13 protein-coding genes and 1 pseudogene are annotated in these 18,160 nt (G+C 52.1%); 9 read left to right on the top strand and 5 right to left on the bottom strand.

What is annotated here, in order from left to right; genetic code table 11:
• The first annotated feature begins 11 nt into the window (after window positions 1-11).
• The 3 genes from DMN77_RS15935 to DMN77_RS15925 are packed head-to-tail and all read left to right on the top strand — an operon-like array spanning window position 12 to window position 6,693.
• A complete protein-coding gene (locus DMN77_RS15935; RefSeq protein WP_179015662.1) occupies window positions 12-950 on the top strand; it encodes a magnesium chelatase ATPase subunit I in 939 nt (312 codons plus the stop codon).
• The gene (locus DMN77_RS15930; RefSeq protein WP_179015661.1) at window positions 940-2,973 is read left to right on the top strand and encodes a VWA domain-containing protein; all 2,034 of its coding nucleotides are present in this window, start codon (window positions 940-942) and stop codon (window positions 2,971-2,973) included. Before DMN77_RS15935 ends, DMN77_RS15930 begins: the two co-directional genes overlap by 11 nt.
• 21 nt (window positions 2,974-2,994) lie before the next feature.
• Complete coding sequence (locus DMN77_RS15925) at window positions 2,995-6,693, top strand: cobaltochelatase subunit CobN (RefSeq protein WP_179015660.1); 3,699 nt, start codon at window positions 2,995-2,997, stop codon at window positions 6,691-6,693.
• A 114-nt stretch (window positions 6,694-6,807) separates the two neighbouring features.
• Here the strand turns inward: DMN77_RS15925 and DMN77_RS15920 are convergent, their stop codons facing one another.
• Together DMN77_RS15920 and DMN77_RS15915 are read right to left on the bottom strand one after the other, a co-directional pair.
• Entirely contained in the window at window positions 6,808-7,770 is a 963-nt protein-coding gene (locus tag DMN77_RS15920) for a TIGR03943 family putative permease subunit (protein WP_179015659.1), read from the bottom strand.
• 15 nt (window positions 7,771-7,785) lie between these two features.
• The gene (locus tag DMN77_RS15915; RefSeq protein WP_068780562.1) at window positions 7,786-8,796 is read right to left on the bottom strand and encodes a permease; all 1,011 of its coding nucleotides are present in this window, start codon (window positions 8,794-8,796) and stop codon (window positions 7,786-7,788) included.
• A gap of 276 nt (window positions 8,797-9,072) precedes the next feature.
• On the opposite strand from DMN77_RS15915, the gene DMN77_RS15910 reads away from it, so the two are divergent.
• From DMN77_RS15910 to DMN77_RS15890, 5 genes are all read left to right on the top strand, one after another.
• Complete coding sequence (locus tag DMN77_RS15910; protein WP_068780563.1) at window positions 9,073-9,567, top strand: Fur family transcriptional regulator; 495 nt, start codon at window positions 9,073-9,075, stop codon at window positions 9,565-9,567.
• Window positions 9,568-9,645: 78 nt separating this feature from the next.
• A complete protein-coding gene (locus DMN77_RS15905; RefSeq protein ID WP_179015658.1) occupies window positions 9,646-10,056 on the top strand; it encodes a NusG domain II-containing protein in 411 nt (136 codons plus the stop codon).
• Between the two features lie 1,323 nt (window positions 10,057-11,379).
• Window positions 11,380-12,057 carry an Lrp/AsnC family transcriptional regulator gene (locus DMN77_RS15900; protein ID WP_179015657.1) on the top strand — a complete coding sequence of 226 codons (678 nt, stop codon included), beginning with the start codon at window positions 11,380-11,382 and terminating at the stop codon, window positions 12,055-12,057.
• 97 nt (window positions 12,058-12,154) lie between these two features.
• A complete protein-coding gene (locus DMN77_RS15895; protein ID WP_179015700.1) occupies window positions 12,155-12,955 on the top strand; it encodes a patatin-like phospholipase family protein in 801 nt (266 codons plus the stop codon).
• 68 nt (window positions 12,956-13,023) lie between these two features.
• Window positions 13,024-13,593 carry a putative ABC transporter permease gene (locus DMN77_RS15890; RefSeq protein WP_179015656.1) on the top strand — a complete coding sequence of 190 codons (570 nt, stop codon included), beginning with the start codon at window positions 13,024-13,026 and terminating at the stop codon, window positions 13,591-13,593.
• 40 nt (window positions 13,594-13,633) lie between these two features.
• Here the strand turns inward: DMN77_RS15890 and DMN77_RS15885 are convergent, their stop codons facing one another.
• Entirely contained in the window at window positions 13,634-13,774 is a 141-nt protein-coding gene (locus DMN77_RS15885) for a hypothetical protein (protein WP_179015655.1), read from the bottom strand.
• A 246-nt stretch (window positions 13,775-14,020) separates the two neighbouring features.
• Here DMN77_RS15885 and DMN77_RS15880 point away from each other — a divergent pair.
• Window positions 14,021-14,848: pseudogene (locus tag DMN77_RS15880) on the top strand (COX15/CtaA family protein); the annotation flags it as partial.
• Window positions 14,849-14,921: 73 nt separating this feature from the next.
• On the opposite strand, the gene pdxR reads toward DMN77_RS15880, so the two are convergent.
• Both pdxR and csaA read right to left on the bottom strand, forming a co-directional pair.
• Window positions 14,922-16,358, bottom strand: coding sequence for a MocR-like pyridoxine biosynthesis transcription factor PdxR (gene pdxR, locus DMN77_RS15875; RefSeq protein ID WP_179015654.1), 1,437 nt, complete (start codon window positions 16,356-16,358; stop codon window positions 14,922-14,924).
• Window positions 16,359-17,822: 1,464 nt separating this feature from the next.
• Window positions 17,823-18,152: a chaperone CsaA gene (csaA, locus tag DMN77_RS15870; protein WP_068780568.1), complete on the bottom strand. Its 330-nt coding sequence runs from the start codon at window positions 18,150-18,152 to the stop codon at window positions 17,823-17,825.
• Window positions 18,153-18,160: the final 8 nt, after the last annotated feature.

Raw genomic sequence — 18,160 nt, 5'->3', positions numbered from 1 at the left:
GAGAAAAGAAAATGAATGTAAAACCGGATATATTTCCGTTTACGGCGATCGTCGGACAAGAGGAGATGAAGAAGGGGCTGCTGCTGAACCTCGTGGATCCGCGGCTCGGCGGGGTGCTGATCCGGGGAGAGAAGGGCACGGCGAAATCAACGGCGGTCCGCGCGCTGGCTGATCTGATGCCCGGGCTTCAGGTTGTGAGCCTGCCGGTTAGCGCCACCGAGGACCGCGTCGTTGGCACCCTCGATATCGAGCATGCGATCCGCGCAGGGGAGAAGCGCTTCGAACCGGGGCTGCTGGCCGCGGCGCATGGAAATATTTTGTATGTGGATGAAATTAATTTACTGGATGATGCGATCGTGGATGCGCTGCTGGATGCGGCCGCTATGGGAATTAACACGGTTGAACGGGAGGGAGTGTCGCATTCGCACCCTGCCCGCTTTATTCTGATCGGAACGATGAATCCGGAGGAAGGGGAGCTTCGCCCGCAACTGCTGGACCGGTTTGCGCTCTCACTGGAGGTGTCCGGTGAACGGGAAATTGTGGAGCGGATGGAGGTCATCCAGCGCCGTCTCGCCTTTGATGCGAATCCCGAGGCATTCCGTGAGCGCTATGGGCAGGAGCAGTCGAGATTATGCCAACAAATCTTGCACGCTCGCGAGCAGCTGGCGCAAATCGAGCCCTCCGCGCAGCTGCTGGAATGGACAGCCAAGGTCGGAATCCGCCTGGAGGTCGACGGTCACCGGGCGGATATTACGCTGCTGAAGACGGCGATGGCGCGCGCCGCTTTGGCGGGAAGAATCCGCGTTCTACCGGCGGATATGGTCGAGGCGGCGATGCTGGTCATGCCGCATCGGATGCGGAGAAGACCGTTTGAAGACGGAGGAGCCGGGATGGGGAACATTCAGGAATTGCTGGGTGCTGTGCTGCAGGAGGTGGCGGATGTACTCTGAAGCTGCGGTTTATCCTTTTTGCGCCGTGGTAGGTCAGGAGCGCGCCAAAAAAGCGTTATTGCTGCATGCTGCGAATCCGTTGCTAAAGGGGGTTCTGCTGGCCGGTGAATCAGGAACGTCAAAGACGACGCTGATTCGCGGTCTTGCCGCTCTCCTTCAGGAGCGAAGGCGGATCAATATCCCGCTTCATGTCGATCATGAGCGGCTTTTTGGCGGCGTCGATACGGCAGCTGCCCTCCGCCATGGTATAAGAAAAATCTTACCCGGCTTGCTTGCTGGCGCCGATGGTCAGATAGTAATGGTGGATGATTTGAACCTGCTGGGCGAAAGGACACTGCACGCCATTTTGGCAGTGGTTGAGCAGGGCGGTTATGAATATGAAAGGAAAGATGGGGAGGAAGCTTGCTGGCAATCCTCTTCCTTTATGTTGTTGGGGACGATGAACCCGGAGGAAGCCGGGCTGAAGCCCGGCCTGCTTGACCGCTTGGGGTTGTATGTTCGTGTCGAAACATCGCTTGATCCGGTTGAGCGGGCGGAAATTACGCGCCGCCGGCTGGCTTTCGAGCGGAACCCGAATGATTTCGCGCGCTCCTTTGAGCCGGCATCCGCGGCGCTGCAGGAGCAGCTCGTGCAGACGCGGCGGCGGCTGTCCTCCGTCAGCATCGCTAAGCCGATGCTGCGCTTGGCCGCGGAAGTAGCTGCGGAAGCCGGGTGTGCGGGACAGCGCGCAGACATCCTCCTGGCAGAGCTGGCCCGTACTTTGGCTGCCTGGGAAGGTCGCTTGGAGGTTGATTCTGCACATTTACAGGAGGCGGCCGAATTTATTCTGCCGCATCGCATGCGCGCGGCTGATAGAACTGCGGAGGAAACGGCGGACAGAGAGCAACCGGGGAGACCTGAGCAGCCTTCGGAGTTAGCTGGGCAGGAGCCTGCTCAAACGTCACCTCAGGAACAGGAGAAGTATTCCGGACATGGACAAGATAGCGGGCAGCCGCTTGATGGGACATCGCTGGCGGCCGGCGGTGAGGAAGAGGCATCGCTCGCTCCGCAGCGACTGTCAGGCAGCAACACAGACACCTCTGCGTCTGAGGAAGATAGCAATACGGGTACCGCTGCGCGCGTTGTCGTTGAGGCGATAGGGCGGAACTTTGACGTTCGTCGCATCGCCTTTACTCCGCCACGTACCGGGTTCCAGGGCAAAGCGGGCAAACGCAATCTAGCCCAGGAGGGCGGGCGTACCGGGCGTTATGTCCATGCGGAGATACCGCGCGGGGCGATATCCGATCTGGCTCTGGATGCCACGCTGCGGGCGGCGGCTCCCTATCAGCATGTTCGCCGCCGGCAGGTGATGGCCAGCGACAGGGGCGAGGCGAGCCCGCGAGTGCTGATCGAGCGGAGCGATCTTCGCGTCAAGGTGCGCGAGAGCCGGACAGGCACCGCGCTGCTGTTCGTGGTTGACGCCAGCGGATCAATGAATGCGGCCAAACGGATGAAGGCGGTCAAGGGCGCGGTGCTGTCGCTGCTGCACGACGCTTACCGGCAGCGTGACAGCGTCGGTCTGGTCGCTTTTCGTGACAGCGGCGCGGAGCTGCTGCTGGACATTACGCGCAGCGTGGAGTTGGCCGAACGCCGGCTGAGGTCGATGCCGGTTGGGGGGAGGACGCCGCTGCTCGCCGGGCTGGAGAAGGGAATGGAGACGATCCGAACGATGCTGCGCAAAGGAAGCGGGCTCATTCCGGCCATGATCGTCATCACCGATGGCAAAGCGAACGCAGGCATGGCTCCAGGGCTTGACCTGTGGCCGGAAATCCGCCGCATTGGCCATCGTATTTCGGCGGGGGGAATACAGACCCTGGTCATCGATACGGAGCAGGGGTTCGTCCGGCTTGGTTACGCCAGCAAGCTGGCGGACTGCCTGCAGGCGCAATATTTCCGGCTGGATGAATTAGATGCCGGGCGGATCGAACGCGCCGTTAGAAATCTGGTACAGGAGCAGAACCGGGCCGTTCCTGGTTTATTTTAATGGATGCAGGGAGATGAGAGCTTGAAGATCATAGTATTGACGAATAGCGAGGCCTCGCAGGCCCATTTGTCGGTGGCGTACCGCATGTTGGGTGAAGGGCAGCGAGCCCAGCTTCAGCTTGCTGTTGTCGACCCTGGTGAGAACGGGTCCGCCGCACCCTTGTCGGGTCTGCCAACACAGCTTGTATCGCTCGACCCCGACTTTGTCGTCTTTGACGCGCATGGTGTCCACAAGGAAATTGTGGATCAAATCAAAGAGGTCCTTTGTAAAGGAACGGCCCAATTGGTTCCGGTTGGCGGGGATGCCGCCCAAATTCGCTCCTTGCTGCGGCTTGGCCAATTGACTGCTGCACCTCTGGCAGGGCCGGGCGGGAACAGAGGGGTAACGTTGCCGGATGAGTTGAAACAGGATTATGACCGCTATGTCAAAATAACAGAATATTGGCGGGGAGGCGGGGCGCAGAATATGTTTGGCTTGCTTTGTCTTGTGGGGCGGGAATACGGGGGATGCAATCTGCTGCCGATGGCTTCGAACCCCGTTTTTGTTCAGGAGCTGTGCCTGTTCGACCCCGTAAGGGGAACCCGCTTCTCCAGCCTGGCGGACTACCGGCAAAGCCGAGGATTCATGGGCCGGCAACCGGCGGTAGCCCTGCTGTTTCTCGGCAACGGCAACCCGCTGGACATCGCGGATTGCGTCGGGGAGCTTATGGACCGTATTGAAGAGTTTGCCGAGGTTTGGCCAATCGCCTTTCCTTCCGTCATGCATGTTTCGATGGAGCGTCTGCGTGAGCTTCTGGTCGGGGAAGACAAGACGGTGGATTTGATCATCAATCTGCTTCCTTTTCGACTGGGAATCGGCCCGGGTGGAGCGGGACCAGCATCCGGGACCGGGGATACGGTGGATATGCTCGATGCCTTGGGGGCCCCGATGCTGCATCCCTTTTTCCTCTCCGGCACAACGGAAGGCGAATGGAGAAAATCGGTCAGGGGGGTTAATCCTTCGCAGCTGATGGTTCAGGTTGTGCTGCCGGAGTTGGATGGAAGCATCGAGACGTTTCCGATCGCAGCTTTGCGCCGCGAAGGGGACGATCCGGTATTGGACGTTGCCCTGAACCGGCTAGTGCTCATTCCCGAACGGGTTAACAAGCTGGTTGGGCGTGTGGAACGCTGGCTTGAGCTGAGAAGAAAAGCAAACCACGAAAAAAAGCTGGCTCTGATTGGCTACAATTATCCGCCCGGAGAAGCCAATGTGTTCGGGGGAACTTTTCTCGATACCTTTGCCTCGCTATCCAGACTGCTTACCCGTCTGAAGAGAGAAGGATATCATGTCGCTGAGATGTCTGCGGAGGAACTGCGCTGCCGGTTCGTGGAAGGCGGGCTGGTCAATTCCGGAAAGTGGGCTGGCGAGGAGACGACGGACGGGATGATTCGTTACAACGATCCCGAGTTTGCGGCCAGAATGTCCGCCCGTTCCTGGGGCAAAGAGGCTGAAGCGCGTTGGGGACCTCCACCTGGTGAAATAATGACGGAGCAGGATGCTTTCCTGATTCCTGGCATCGTCAACGGCCATGTTTTTATCGGTTTGCAGCCTGCGCGCGGCATTCACGAGGATTCCGAGAAATCGGTCCACGATCGCTCGCTGCTCCCGACCCACCAATACACCGCATTTTATCAATGGATTCGTGAGGAATGGGAAGCGGACGCGGTTGTTCATATCGGGACCCACGGGACACTGGAATTTCAACAGGGCAAGGAATGCGGCATGTCCGGCGACTGTGTGCCGGATGATTTTATCGGCGAGCTTCCTCACCTTTATTATTATTACGTAGGCAATCCCTCGGAGGCGATGATCGCCAAGCGTCGCAGCCATGCGCTGCTGATCGGCTATCAGGCGCCGCCTTTTGCAGAGGCGGAGCTGTACGGAAGGTGGGCCGGTCTCGAATCGCTGCTGCATGAATACCGGGAGGCGCAGCAGCTTGATTCCAACCGCTGCGAGGATATTCTCTGCAAGTTGAAGGCCGCCGCCCGAGAACTGCATTTTGCAGCGGAGTCGCCGGAGGAAATGGAGGAGGAGCTGTACCGAATGCAGCGGTCGCTTATTCCGAGCGGACTGCATGTGCTTGGCGATGGTTACTCGCCCGAGGCTGCCGCAGCCTATATGCGGTTTGTGCTTCGTCATGAACGGGGAACAGTCCGTTCATTGCGGGGATTGCTGGCGGAACGGGAGGGTCTAAAGGTAGAGGAGCTTGCCGGAGAAGGGCTAACCGCTGAACTCCGAAGGCTGGACCGTGAGTCGGAAGAGCTGATTGCTGCCTATCTTGCTGGCGGAACGCTTCCGTCCTCCTGCAACAAGGAGGCAGCGGGGTGGCAGGATGCCTTGTCGCGTACGCTGGAATACGGGTATCATGCCTATACAAGCTCGATGAACAACGAGGAGATGGAAGGGTTGTTGAAGGCGTTGGAAGGCCGATATCTCCCGGCCAAGCTGGCCGGGGATGCGATGCGTTCCCCCGAGGTGCTGCCTTCCGGACGCAATCTGTATCAATTTGATCCACGGGCCGTTCCCAGTCTTAGCGCCGCGGAACGGGGAGCCCGCACCGCCGAGAATTCAATTCGCCAGTATTATGAGCTCCATGGCGAATATCCGGGTACAACCGCCATCGTGTTATGGGGGCTGGAGACATCGCGGACGCAAGGGGAAACGATAGGGCAGATCCTTCATTATTTAGGCGTACGCGTCAGCAGCGGGATCGGAACGTTCCGGACGGAATACGATATCATCCCTTTATCCGAGTTGGGTCGCCCGCGTCTGAATATTGTCGTGCATATGACCGGATTGTTCCGGGATATGTTCCCGAATCTGCTGGATGATTTAAACCGGATTTTCCACCGGGTCTCTGAACTTGAGGAGCCTGAAGATATGAATCTGTTCAAAGCCCACACTCGGCATGCGGAAGCGGGGATGTTGACTGCCGGATATCAGCCGGGGCAGGCCCGGGATCTGGCGAATGCCCGGATATTTGGCCCGGCGCAAGGGCAGTACGGGACGAGCATGACCAAATTAATCGAGACGAAGCAATGGAGTCAGGAGGCCGAGCTTGGACAGGCATATGCGGACAGTCAGCAGCATGTGTATAGCCTGGAGGAGCGCGGCCGCGCCGAACCGGAGCTGTACCGAACTCATTTGCTTGCGGTCGATGTTGTGTCGCAAATCCGCAGCAGTCACGAGTGGGAGGTCACGGATTCCGATCATTATTATGAATATTTTGGCGGCTTGTCCAAGTCGGTGGAGATGGTGAAAGGAAGACCTGCGGAAATTCATATTACGGATACAACCGGAGAGCGCCCTCTGACCGAAGCGGCAGAATATGCGATTGCCCGGGGCGTGCGGACCCGGCTGACCAATCCGAAATGGATCGATGCGCTGCTTGAGCATCCTTATCACGGAGCCGAGCAAATTGCCAAGCGGTTTGAGTATGTATTGGGTTTGGCCGCGACCACCGGCAAGGTGGAGGCTTGGGTGTTCGATCAGATGCATGACGTATATATTGCAGATGAGGAGCGGAACCGGCAAATGCGGGATAATAACCGCTGGGCATATCACGCATTAATGGAAACGCTGCTGGAAAGCCATCAACGGGGGTATTGGCAACCGGACGAAGAACGCTTGGAACAACTACGGCAGAAGTACGTTGAACTGGAGGGGGATTTGGAGGCATAAATGAAGCGATAATGAGGGGCAGCGCCGTCAAGGCTCTGCGGCGTTCTACCCCACGATAGCGCCATTTCCGGATGGCGCTATTTAGTTTGGGAATAGGAGGGAAATGGTTCGTAATTACTGGTTGTATTTCTCATTTGCATGCAGTTTATCAAATTCGGCCACGGAATCAGGATTGGTAAAAATATAAGGGGAAACCGGCTGCTCAATCGTTTTGATCTGCCCGGCTTTTATTTGCAATGTCTCCTTGCCGTCAATTGTCGTGGCTTGAATGGTTCCCTTAATTTCGACCCAGGTATCTTTGGTGAACGTGGAGGCGTTGTCACTTTGAACAAGCACGCCAAATGGAATAGCATCGGCTGGACAACACATCATGAGAAAGCGGCTCAAGGCAAACGTATCCGGCTTCATGTCTTCCTCCCGATAAACAAAGCCTTGAAGGGTTATATTTTTATGCAGGAACGGCTGTTTATACATATCGATGGCACCGATGGTTTCCGAGAAAATCGAAGAATTCACTTCTATCACTGGTTGAAGGTACAACCGTTTGGCGAGCTCGGCGAACTCCGTGCTGTATTTATCCTTTGCTATGAATAACTCATCTAAAGTGCCTTGCACAGGGCTTGAGGCCCGGGGCGGCACGCCTGTGGGATTTTCAGCGATTGGGGAGGACAGCTTTACATCTGCCAACTTATCCCGAATGTCCGGATCAGGGGCGGAGTATATGATGCCTTTTTTGGCGGCCATATCGCTTCCAAGCGCCTGATCAGGCAGAAGCAATCCGAGTATTAGGGGAACCGCGAACAACCCGTAGACATTCACATTTTTTAAAAAGCCCAATGGCAGGGGATGATCACAGTCGCATATTTTGTCCGAATTGCCTGTAACGGAATGCCATGCCATCCCGAATGCGATGAAGAGAAGAGGAACCGGACATAGCAGCAATAGCTTCTGCATGGAAGGGGCCAAGTAATAATGTAAGGAGTCCGTATCATTCAGATGTATGATATATAACGATAAAACGGCGAGTAAAAAGGCTCGGAAGAGATAATGGACCCGCAATCTTAAGGTGAGAACCATCCCTGTTCAACTCCTTCATACAAATTGCATCCGAATCAGAAAATCGACAGCTACAGAACCGATAAATATTAGAACAATCAGCAAAAGACTAAGCAAGATAACAAATTTGAGCTTGAAAGTAGCCAGCAGCATGAGCAAGCCTTTGAAATCCAGCATAGGTCCCAGTACTAGGAAGGAAACGAGCGGACCTACGGAAAAGGCATGTGTGAAGGCGGAGGCGACAAAAGCGTCGGAGGTGGAGCATAGCGATAATACAAAAGCAAACCCCATCATAAATAAATAGGAGGAAATAGAGCCATTTCCAAGAGCAAACAGTTCGGCACGGGGAACTAAAGACTGGATACAAGCTGTTACGAAAGCGCCCAGCACCAAATATTTGCTCATTTCTATCAATTCATTCCCGGCATGGACGAAGAAGCTTTCCCATGTTTTGGGATGCTGATGCAAGCCCGCGCTGCCCGATTCCAGCTGGAACCTTTGCAGAGATTGCTTTAACGGCTGTTTGGGGGACAGCATGTATACAATTAATCCTACCGATATCGACACAGCAAAAGCCAGTCCCATTCGGGCCAGGATCACTTCGGGATGTGAGCGAAACGCGACCATGGTTGCCACCAACACGACCGGATTCAGAATAGGGCCGCTGAGAATGAAAGTTACTGCGATGTATACCGGCATCCCTTTCAAGATCAATCTGCGAACGACGGGAATCATTCCACATTCGCAGATAGGCAATATGATTCCCAGCATGGAACCAAGGAGTACGCCGACTACCGGATTTTTTGGATTTAAGCGGCGAATCCACTCTTCCTTTATGACGATTTGAAGTAGAGACGAGAGCAGCACGCCCAAAATAATGAACGGCAGGGCCTCCAGAAAAACACCGATAAAGAGCGTCTTAATTTGCTGCAGCTGCGGGTGTGCGAGGAGGCTGACGTTGTTCTGGTACGAGACGGTCAGGACTGGTATAAGAAAGATGACGACAAAGAATAGGGGCATCATTTTATAGAAGTTTGAAACTTTCATTAAAAGCCTCCTGCGATAGAATGATATATATACTCATTTTATGCTTGGGTTTCTAGCAAATAACCTTTTATGCGAAATTAATCAGAAAATTTACGAATAAACCGGAACAGAGCATGTTGGCAGAATTCACAGTATATTCGCGATGTAAGGCCAGGGATGCTTAATCGATCATATGACAATGCCCCCCTTTCTTGATAAAATACAAGGACAGGTTTTTACGGATTCATTATCAATAGGCTCGTCGCTTTGTATAAAAGGGAAGGGAAAGTGCGGATTATGAAAGAAAGCCACTCAAAAGTAAAAGAGATGCTTGATACGATGGCACGGAACGGATGGAGGGTGACTGAACAGCGCAGAACGCTGGCGCAAATTTTTGCGGATTATGATGGTTACCTATCGCCGAAGGATGTATATAATCAAATGTCGGTCCGCTATCCGGGCATGAGTCTGGACACGGTATACCGCAATCTTCGAATTCTAAGCGAGATGGGGGTTTTGGAGCACTTTTATTTCATGGAGGGCGGCTTGAAGTTTAAAGGAAGCTGTACAGCTCATCACCATCATCATTTGATTTGCGTAAGTTGTGAAAAAACACTTCCTTTTGATTACTGCCCTATGGATCAAGGGCCCGGTCTGCCAGGGAACTATAAGGTGCTGCGCCATCGCTTTGAGGTTTATGGGATTTGCGAGGAATGCCAGACTCTTGGGGACGCAGAATCCTTAGAGCAGGGATCAGAGGATGCCGGTCAATCTAATCATGAAGCTCATTGACAAAGCGTCGATGGGCTTTTATGATGTATTTATTCGTAATTTTTACGTTTAAATACGAAGGAATGGAAGGATAGATGGATGCTGAAGCTCAGACGCGGCGATGTTCTGTTGATCGTGATTTTGTTAGTGCTGGGATCGGCATGGCTCCTGTTTCGCCAGGCTATGGAGAGCCAGCAATCGTATGATCCGGGCACACTTGTGGCCGAAATTAATGTGGATGGAGAGCACTATAAAAGCGTGCCTTTAGATAGCGCAGAGCAGAGCATCGATATACGGACAAAGTACGGTCACAATATTCTGAAGGTATTTGACCACGGAATCCAGATGATCTATGCGGATTGTCCGAAGAAGATTTCCATGCAGATGGGCTTTATTTCCCGTCCGAACGAAACGATCATTTGCGTGCCAAACCGGATTTATGTGGAGATCGTCCATACTGGCGGCGCACCTGCCCCTGCGGAGGACGGAATCGACGCATATGTTCGTTAGCCGCCGCTACCGTACCGGGGCGGTGGTGAGCTTTCGTTATCGTTAGTACCATGGGACATCCTTGACGATGTATGGGGTACGCGTGGAAAAGGGCGATTTACTTGGTCATACGCGTTGAACCGAAGCTACCTCCCTGCCACCTCCTACCTGATGTGTGGAGTGGAATGGATAGGCTGAGTAGGGTGAGGCGGGAGAGTAATGCGGAGTGGAATAGGTAAACCAAGTAGAGTGAGGCGGGAGCTAATGCGGAGTGGTATGGAGGACTGAGTAAAGTGGGTCGGGAGAGTAGTGTAGAGTGGAATGGGAACTAAGTAGAGGTGGGTCGGGAGAGTAGTGTAGAGTGGTTTGGAAGGCTGAGTAGAGATGGATCGGAAGAGTAATGTGGAGTGAAATGGGTAGGCCAAGTAGAGTGAGGCGGGAGCTAATGCAGAGTGGAATGGAAGACTGAGTAGAGTGGAACGGGAGAGTAATATGGAGTGAAATGGGTAGGCCAAGTAGGGTGAGGCGGGGAGTAATGCGGAGTGGAAGGCCAAGTAGGGTAGATCGGGAGCTAATGCAGAGTAGTATGGAGGACTGAGTAAAGTGGATCGGGAGAGTAATGTGGAGTGGAAGGCCAAGTAGGGTAGTTCGGGAGCTAATGCAGAGTGGAATGGGAGACTGAGTAGAGGTGGATGGGAAGAGTAATCTGGAGTGGGGGGAAGACTAATACGAAAGCAAGCCCGAGAAGGTAAGAAGGTGTAAAATTGGCCAGCTGCCCTATTCCGGATTGTTGAACAGCCAGTTGACAAACCTATACAACCTTTAACGAAACACCGTATCGTTATTTCAACCCAAATGACCGAATTATAATTCTAACGAAACTCCATATCGTTATTTGGGGAGAAAACGAGCTTTAGGCCCCAATTTGCCCTCTATAACGATACCCTGTTTCGTTAGAAATCGAGAGAGTCCTTTTTGGGCCGAATAGCGATACCTGGTTTCGTTAGAGTTGGCTTTGTTCATTTATCCAACTGTAAAGCCGTCAAATGGGCGCGACAGAGGTCATCTGGATGAGTCTAGATGACTTCTTTTTTTGTCTATTATAGAGGCTGGTCGTTAGAATTATGTGGAGTGGTATAGAAGGCCAAGTAGCGTGGATCGGGAGAGTAATGCAGAGTGGACTGAAAGACTGAGTAAAGCTCCGGCCGATATTTAACCATGACTTGCATAAGCTAGTTCCCAATGAAGTTGACGATCTATTTTTGTCATGCTACCATATACACAAAAGACCCAAGAACCGAATCCAGTTCGTTCAATAACGCTCAAATCATCGAGGTGAACTTCATGCAGCTTACTAAACGTCGACTGCAATTTCTGGACAAATTAATTGAATTATATCAGCGCACAAGACTGCCTATTCATTATGAGACATTAGCGACCTCCTTAGGTGTGAGCAAATGGACCGCCTATGACATGATGAAGGAAATGGAGAAGCAGGGGTTCGTAAGCCGCAGCTATGAGGTGAACGCCAAGGAAACCGGGAGATCGCAGGTGGTATTCGCTCCTACCGAGCAGGCTAACGATCTATTTAAGCAGAGCCGGGAGGATAACTTCGATTCGTCCGATTGGGAGCATACGACAGCGCATATCCGGAAGCTGCTAGGCAGTGTCAAGGACAGCAATGCGAATGAGGTTATTCGCAAAGTCATGAGCGAAATCTCGTCCAAAGCGTCAAATCTGGAATTCTGCGGTTATATCCTTGGTCTGTTTTTGATCTATATCAAGAAACTTGGAACCAAGACAGAGCGTTTGGTCACTGGACTGGTCAGCAAGAGACTCCATAGCGAGAGCGGAATTCAACTGTTTGTCGGTACCGTTCTGGGAACGATTATTCAGACGATTAACGATGAAATGGGAAATGAACTGACGGAGCTGGTCTCCAAGTTTCTGGACACTTTGAACAGACTGTCCAACAACGAGCAGCGAATGCTGTCCGATTTGCTGCATGAAGCTTTAGTTTAAAGGCTTTAGCTTTTCGATAGTTTTTTGGTCTTTTGTGTATTTGGTGTAGTGAAGAATTATTTTAGATGAGTGAAGGAATTAAAGGTGGAGCGTGATGATTATGAAAACCGGCTTAGTATTGGGCGGAGGAGCCGTGCGGGGTCTGGCGCATATCGGTGTGCTAAAAGTATTCGAGAGGAACGGGATTAAAATCGATCGGATAGCGGGCACTAGCATGGGCGGTGCGATCGGCGGCTTGTATGCAGCCGGAGTGCCTGCCGAGGCGATTGAGGATAAGATTCTGAACACTCCGAAATATCGTCTGCTTGATATGGGAATTCGCCATCGCGGCCTGCTGGCGGGCAAAGCCGTTCATCAGGTCATTAATGAATTGCTGCAACAGCACAGCACGCAAGGAGTGCTTATCGAGCAGCTCCCGATGGAGTTTAAAGCGATCGCGGTTGATCTGATGTGCGGACAGCAGGTTGTTCTGGATCATGGAGATTTGGGAACCGCCCTGAGGGCGACAACCGCATTTCCCGGCGTGTTTGCTCCGTTAATGGATGGCGACCGGATGCTTGTTGATGGCGGAGTGCTTAACAATTTGCCCGTGGAGGAAGCGCTGGATGATGGGGAAGCATGTTATATTATTGCCGTGGACGTCGCCAGAGAGAATGAGAAAAAACCGCCGCGCAATATGATCGAGGTAGTCTATCGCTCCTACGGCTTGATGGCAGCGGGGCGAAGGCATGTCAGTCTCAAACAGGCCGATTATGTGATCCGTCCGGAGGTAGGGTATTACGCGTCATTTGATTTTACCAAAGCGGAAGAATGCATTAAGGCGGGGGAAGAGGCTGCAGAAAGATGTCTGGCGGAAATCCGGCAGCGTATTGAACCTGAGCAGTCAAGGGTGGTTTAGGGGTCTGACACCCTGTTTTTTGGTCTTTTGTGTATTCATTATTTATAGCGATCAAGGAGTGAAAACTCATGAGCAGCGCATTGGCACAAAGAATGGTACTGTTTGCGATTTACGCTTTCGCTGGCTGGCTTCTGGAAACATCCTATGCAAGCATTCGAGAGCGGCGTTTTGTAAATCGGGGCTTTTTGTGCGGGCCCTTTTGCCCCATTTATGGCTTTGCAGCGTTATTGATCCTTGCCGTTACAGCACGGGCAGGGGCAAGGCTGGATGATCCTTGGGCACGCGGCCTGGCTATCGTCTTGGTGTCCGCTCTGTTGGTCACCTGGCTGGAATATGCTACAGGTTGGCTACTGGACAGGGTTTTTCATCGAAAATGGTGGAATTACCAGGGCCGAAAAATGAATATCGGTGGTTACGTCTGTGTAGAATACTCCCTGCTTTGGGGAGCCTTGGCTTTTGTGCTGGCAGAGTTGATCCATCCGGCTATCCTGCAGCTGCTCACGCCTTTGCTGGCCTGGTTCAATATTACAGCGGCCTGGATCATCCTGTTCTATTTCGCCATAGATACAGGCGTCTCAGTCAGTAAGGAATGGCAGCGCAAGCATTCAGCCGGTTTGCATAGGCTTAAACTGCGCTAGTTTAATAGGGAGCCGGAAGGCGTTATGAGGAGAGAATCCCTCAGCGCAGCTCGGCTCCTATTTTCTTACCTTCACTGCTAATATTCGTCAACGGGAGGCGCAGGCGGTGGGAGCGGATATGTCCGCGTTCAGCCAGCAGCCATTTCAGCGGGGCCGGATTCGGCTCCGAGAGCCAAGGCATAACAGATTGGATCGTATAGAAAGGTGGCAAATGGAGGGTTACGGACTTGCTTCGATTCGCTAAGATCGGGTTGACTCAGGGTTCGCTGTGAAGTTAGCTTCACAGGGCCATTCGAAAACAGCGAAAGAAGTGGCAAGCATGGATTTACAAAAATGGCAAACCTTTCGCCTGCTGAGCTGGGGGACGTTCATTGGAATGTTCCTTGTACTGCTTGCAGGGGCATTAGTAACGTAGACGGGCTCTGGACGAGGCTGTGGGAGCGATTGGCCATTATGTAATGGCAAATTTATTCCCGCTTATACGCTGGAGTCGATGATCGAATATTCGCATCGCATGGTAACGGGAGTAGTAGGTTTGCTCGTGCTCCTGACATTTATTTATACATGGCGTTATTTAAGGCATCCTGAAGCGTTACTGTATGCAGGCGGCACACTACTGTTCACGATTATCCAGGCCTTGATGGGGGCAGCAGCCGTTATATGGCCACAGCAACTGGCTGTTATGGCGCTTCATTTTGGAATTTCATTGTTAGCGGTCGCCTGCAGCATGCTGCTTGTGTTATGGAGCCATCGGATGAAGGGAATCGAGAAGCAGAGCTTCGCACGGCAACTCCCTGCGATGGGTTATTTCATGGCTTGCGGAATCTGGCTATTTTGTTACGGTGTAGTGTATCTCGGGGCTTATATACGCCATAAGCAGGCTGGGGGAGGATGCAAGGGCTGGCCGCTTTGCAATGGTCAACTGATCCCGGATTTATCCGGTTCGGCAGGAACCGTGTTTGCGCATCGGGCTGCTGCACTGATCCTGCTTCTGCTTATCATTGGATTCTATGCTCTTGTCCGTAGTGCCAGATGGAAAAAACAGGCTGCAATGGCTGGGCTTCGACCGGTTACGCTTTGGGCTCTTATTCTGGTCATTGCTCAAATCGGCAGCGGCGCCCTTCTTGGAGTAGCAGCAGGCCATCCGGATTTATTTCTGTTCGCGAGTCTTCTTCACAATGTACTGGCTACGATATTGTTCTGCATTTTATCGGACCAAGCGATCCTGTCCTATAAGTACCATAGCTCGACATAAAACAACCGCCAAGCTCAATCCATCCATTGAGTCTGGTGATTGTTTTATGCAAGCCTGCGGTGATTGCAGCTGCTTAGTCTATCAGACTATGCAGCGCCTCGGCGAATTTAGCGATGCCGCTCTCGATCTCCTCCGTCTTTGCCCTGGCATATGTGAAGCGGACGAAGCCGGAATCCGAACCATAGACACCGCCGGGCACGAAGACGACGCCTCTTCGGATCGCTTCATCCAGCAGCTTGCCGTCAGGCACCTTGGGATGAAGCATGCACCATAAATGCAGGCCGCCTTGCGGAGTGACGAATGAGATCTGCTCGCCTAGCTCCCTTCGCAAAGACTCGATGAGCAGATCCCGCTTGAATTGGAGCTGGATTTGCAGACGATCCAGATGAGGCTGGAAAGCGTCCGATTTGATAAATTGAGCGGCAACCTGCTGCGGAATGACGCTCAAGCCGAAGTCCATCTGCTGTCTGGCATCGGCCAAGCGCTGCACGATCGAATTCGGGGCTACCATCCAGCCGATCCTTAGGCCGGAGGCGGCAATTTTGGAGAAAGAGCCGATGTAGAGAATGTTACCGTTGGCATCCATCGATTTGAGCGGGGCAGGGGCTGCTCCTTCAAAGGCTGTTAGGCTGAACGGATCATCCTCAACGATCGGAAGCCCGAGTTCACTGGCGACAGAGAACAATTGCTCACGACGTTCGCTGCTGATAACCGCCCCCGTCGGATTCTGAAAGTTCGGATTCAGAAACACCATTTTAATCCGATGCTTCTTGTATAACTCTTTTATGTCTTCGGGGTGGACGCCGTATTGGTCGACAGGCAGTCGGAACAGGCGGAGTCCGGCCGATTGGAACATCGGCAGCGAGTAGCAGTAGGACGGATCTTCAACCGCCACCGCGTCCCCGGGGGAGAGCAGGCATTGCGTAATCAGATATAGCGATTGCTGAGAACCCGAGGTTATCATGATCGACGATTCCGTAGTCTGGATTCCCCGGTACTTCTGCAAATGCTCGACCAGGGCTTGTCTTAGCGGTATATAGCCCTGCGGGTTGTCATAGCCCAGATATGTGGTGTAGTGATGCTCACGCATCAGGGCGGCAATTTCATCAAGCGGGGCTAAATCTGCAGCTAATTCACCGCTTGCAAAGTCGATCAGCGAAGGATCTTGACTAAGCGCATCCCTTATTTTGCGCAAAAAAGGCAGATTGGGCAGGAAGCTTCCGCCCTCAGCATATCGGTTCCAATTTGGCGTATGTTTTGGTGTGGCGCCCCATTTGGTCCGGCTTACCCGTGTTCCACTGCCCGTGCGGCTTTCGATGATCCCCATCGATCGCAGCTCGGCGAACGCAAGGATCACGGTGCTGCGATTTACACCGAGCTGCTCGGCCAGCTTTCGTTCCGACGGGAGCAGGCTGCCTGGGGGGAACTCGCTGTAAGCGATTCTCTTCTCCAGATGATCGGCAATTTGTTCATAGAGCGGTTTCTTGCTATGACGGTCGGGTTTCCACATGTTCATCACCTTCAGTTGTGAATCTGGCTTATTGTGACTTTTATCATACCACTGATCCTTAGGATTGCAGGGGCTGTTTTCATCACAACCTTGACAATTTTTTTGCGATCCATTGAACATGGATGGGTTCTGACGTGATAAATTGATTGGGGCGCTCAGGCAATCCAGTCTGATCCCCCGCCTTAGACTTAGAACGTCGAAATGGTGGGAATAGATAAAGTCACTTCTAACGAAACCTGGTATCGCTATTGGGCCTCAAAAGGACTCTCGATTTCTAACGAAACAGGGTATCGTTACTGAAGGAAAATCGGGGCCTAAAGCTTGTTTCGTTTCTATATGACGGGTTTTACAGTTGGATAAATGAACAAAGTCAACTCTAACGAAACCTGGTATCGTTATTGGGCCTCAAAAGGGCTCTCTCGATTTCTAACGAAACAGGGTATCGTTATTGAAGGCAAATCGGGGCCTAAAGCTTGTTTTTCTCCCAAATAACGATATGAGGTTTCGTTAGAATAATAATTTGGTTATTTGGGTTGAAATAGCGATACGGTGTTTCGTTAAAAGTTGTATAGGCTAGTCAACAAGCTGTTCAACAGTTCGGAATAGGGGGCAGGCCGATTTTACACCTTTAGCCCTCAGGCTCGTTTCCGTATTAGGTTTCCAATCCGCTAAGCATTAACCTCAGATTCACTTTACTCAGCCTTCCAATCTACCCTATATTACTCTTCCGAACCATTCTACTCAGTCTTCATTCCACACTATATTAGCTCCCGATCCACTTTACTTGTCTTCCATTCCATTCTACATTGCTCTCCCGATCCACTCTACTTAGGCTTCCAAACCACTCTGCATTGCTCTTCTAATCCACCCTGCTATAGACAAAAAAGAAAAGAAGCCAGCTAGATTCATCTAGATGACCTCTGTCGCGCCCATTTGACGGCTTTACAGTTGGATAAATGAACAAAGCCAACTCTAACGAAACCAGGTATCGTTATTGGGCCTCAAAAGAGCTCTCTCGATTTCTAACGAAACAGGGTATCGTTATTGAAGGCAAATAGGGGCCTAAAGCTTGTTTTTCTCCCAAATAACGATATGAGGTTTCGTTAGAATAATAATTTGGTTATTTGGGTTGAAATAGCGATACGGTGTTTCGTTAAAAGTTGTATAGGCTAGTCAACAAGCTGTTCAACAGTTCGGAATAGGGGGCAGGCCGATTTTACACCTTTAGCCCTCAGGCTCGCTTCCGTATTAGGTTTCCAATCCGCTAAGCATTAGCTCTCAAGCCACACCACATAATCCAACCTACTTAGCCTATGAACAATTTCTACGTAAACCCGGTTTTTGATACGCAGATGAACATTTCGTTTGGCCGGGTAATAAAGCCCGTCTGGATGAAAATTTTGTTTGGACCCTCCGCATAGAGTATCTTCTCCAAAAAGGCTCGCCAATGAGGGGGAAATGCTCTTATGAAACAGGGGTTCCGTTTGGAACAGCGTGGTCAGGTTTGAGCAGGATCACATCGCCAGCCTCCGGAACACCACCTATAACAAGCACCTCCGATTTAAATCCCGCGACCCTCCTTGGCGGGAAGTTGACGACAGCTGCGACTTGGCGGCCAATGATAGATTCAGGTGCATATCTCTTTGTAATTTGGGCGCTTGAGCTTTTGATGCCGAGCTCTCCAAAATCAATTTTCATTTTAATGGCTGGTTGGCGCGCTTCCGGGAAGGGCTCTGCTTCCACAATGGTACCGATTCGGATATCAAGTTTTAAAAAGTCTTCAATGGTGGCCATAAACAATC

Origin of the sequence: Paenibacillus sp. 79R4 (assembly GCF_013393165.1) — a bacterium.
Lineage (GTDB): Bacteria > Bacillota > Bacilli > Paenibacillales > Paenibacillaceae > Fontibacillus.
This window is presented reverse-complemented; position numbering and strand designations above follow the sequence as displayed.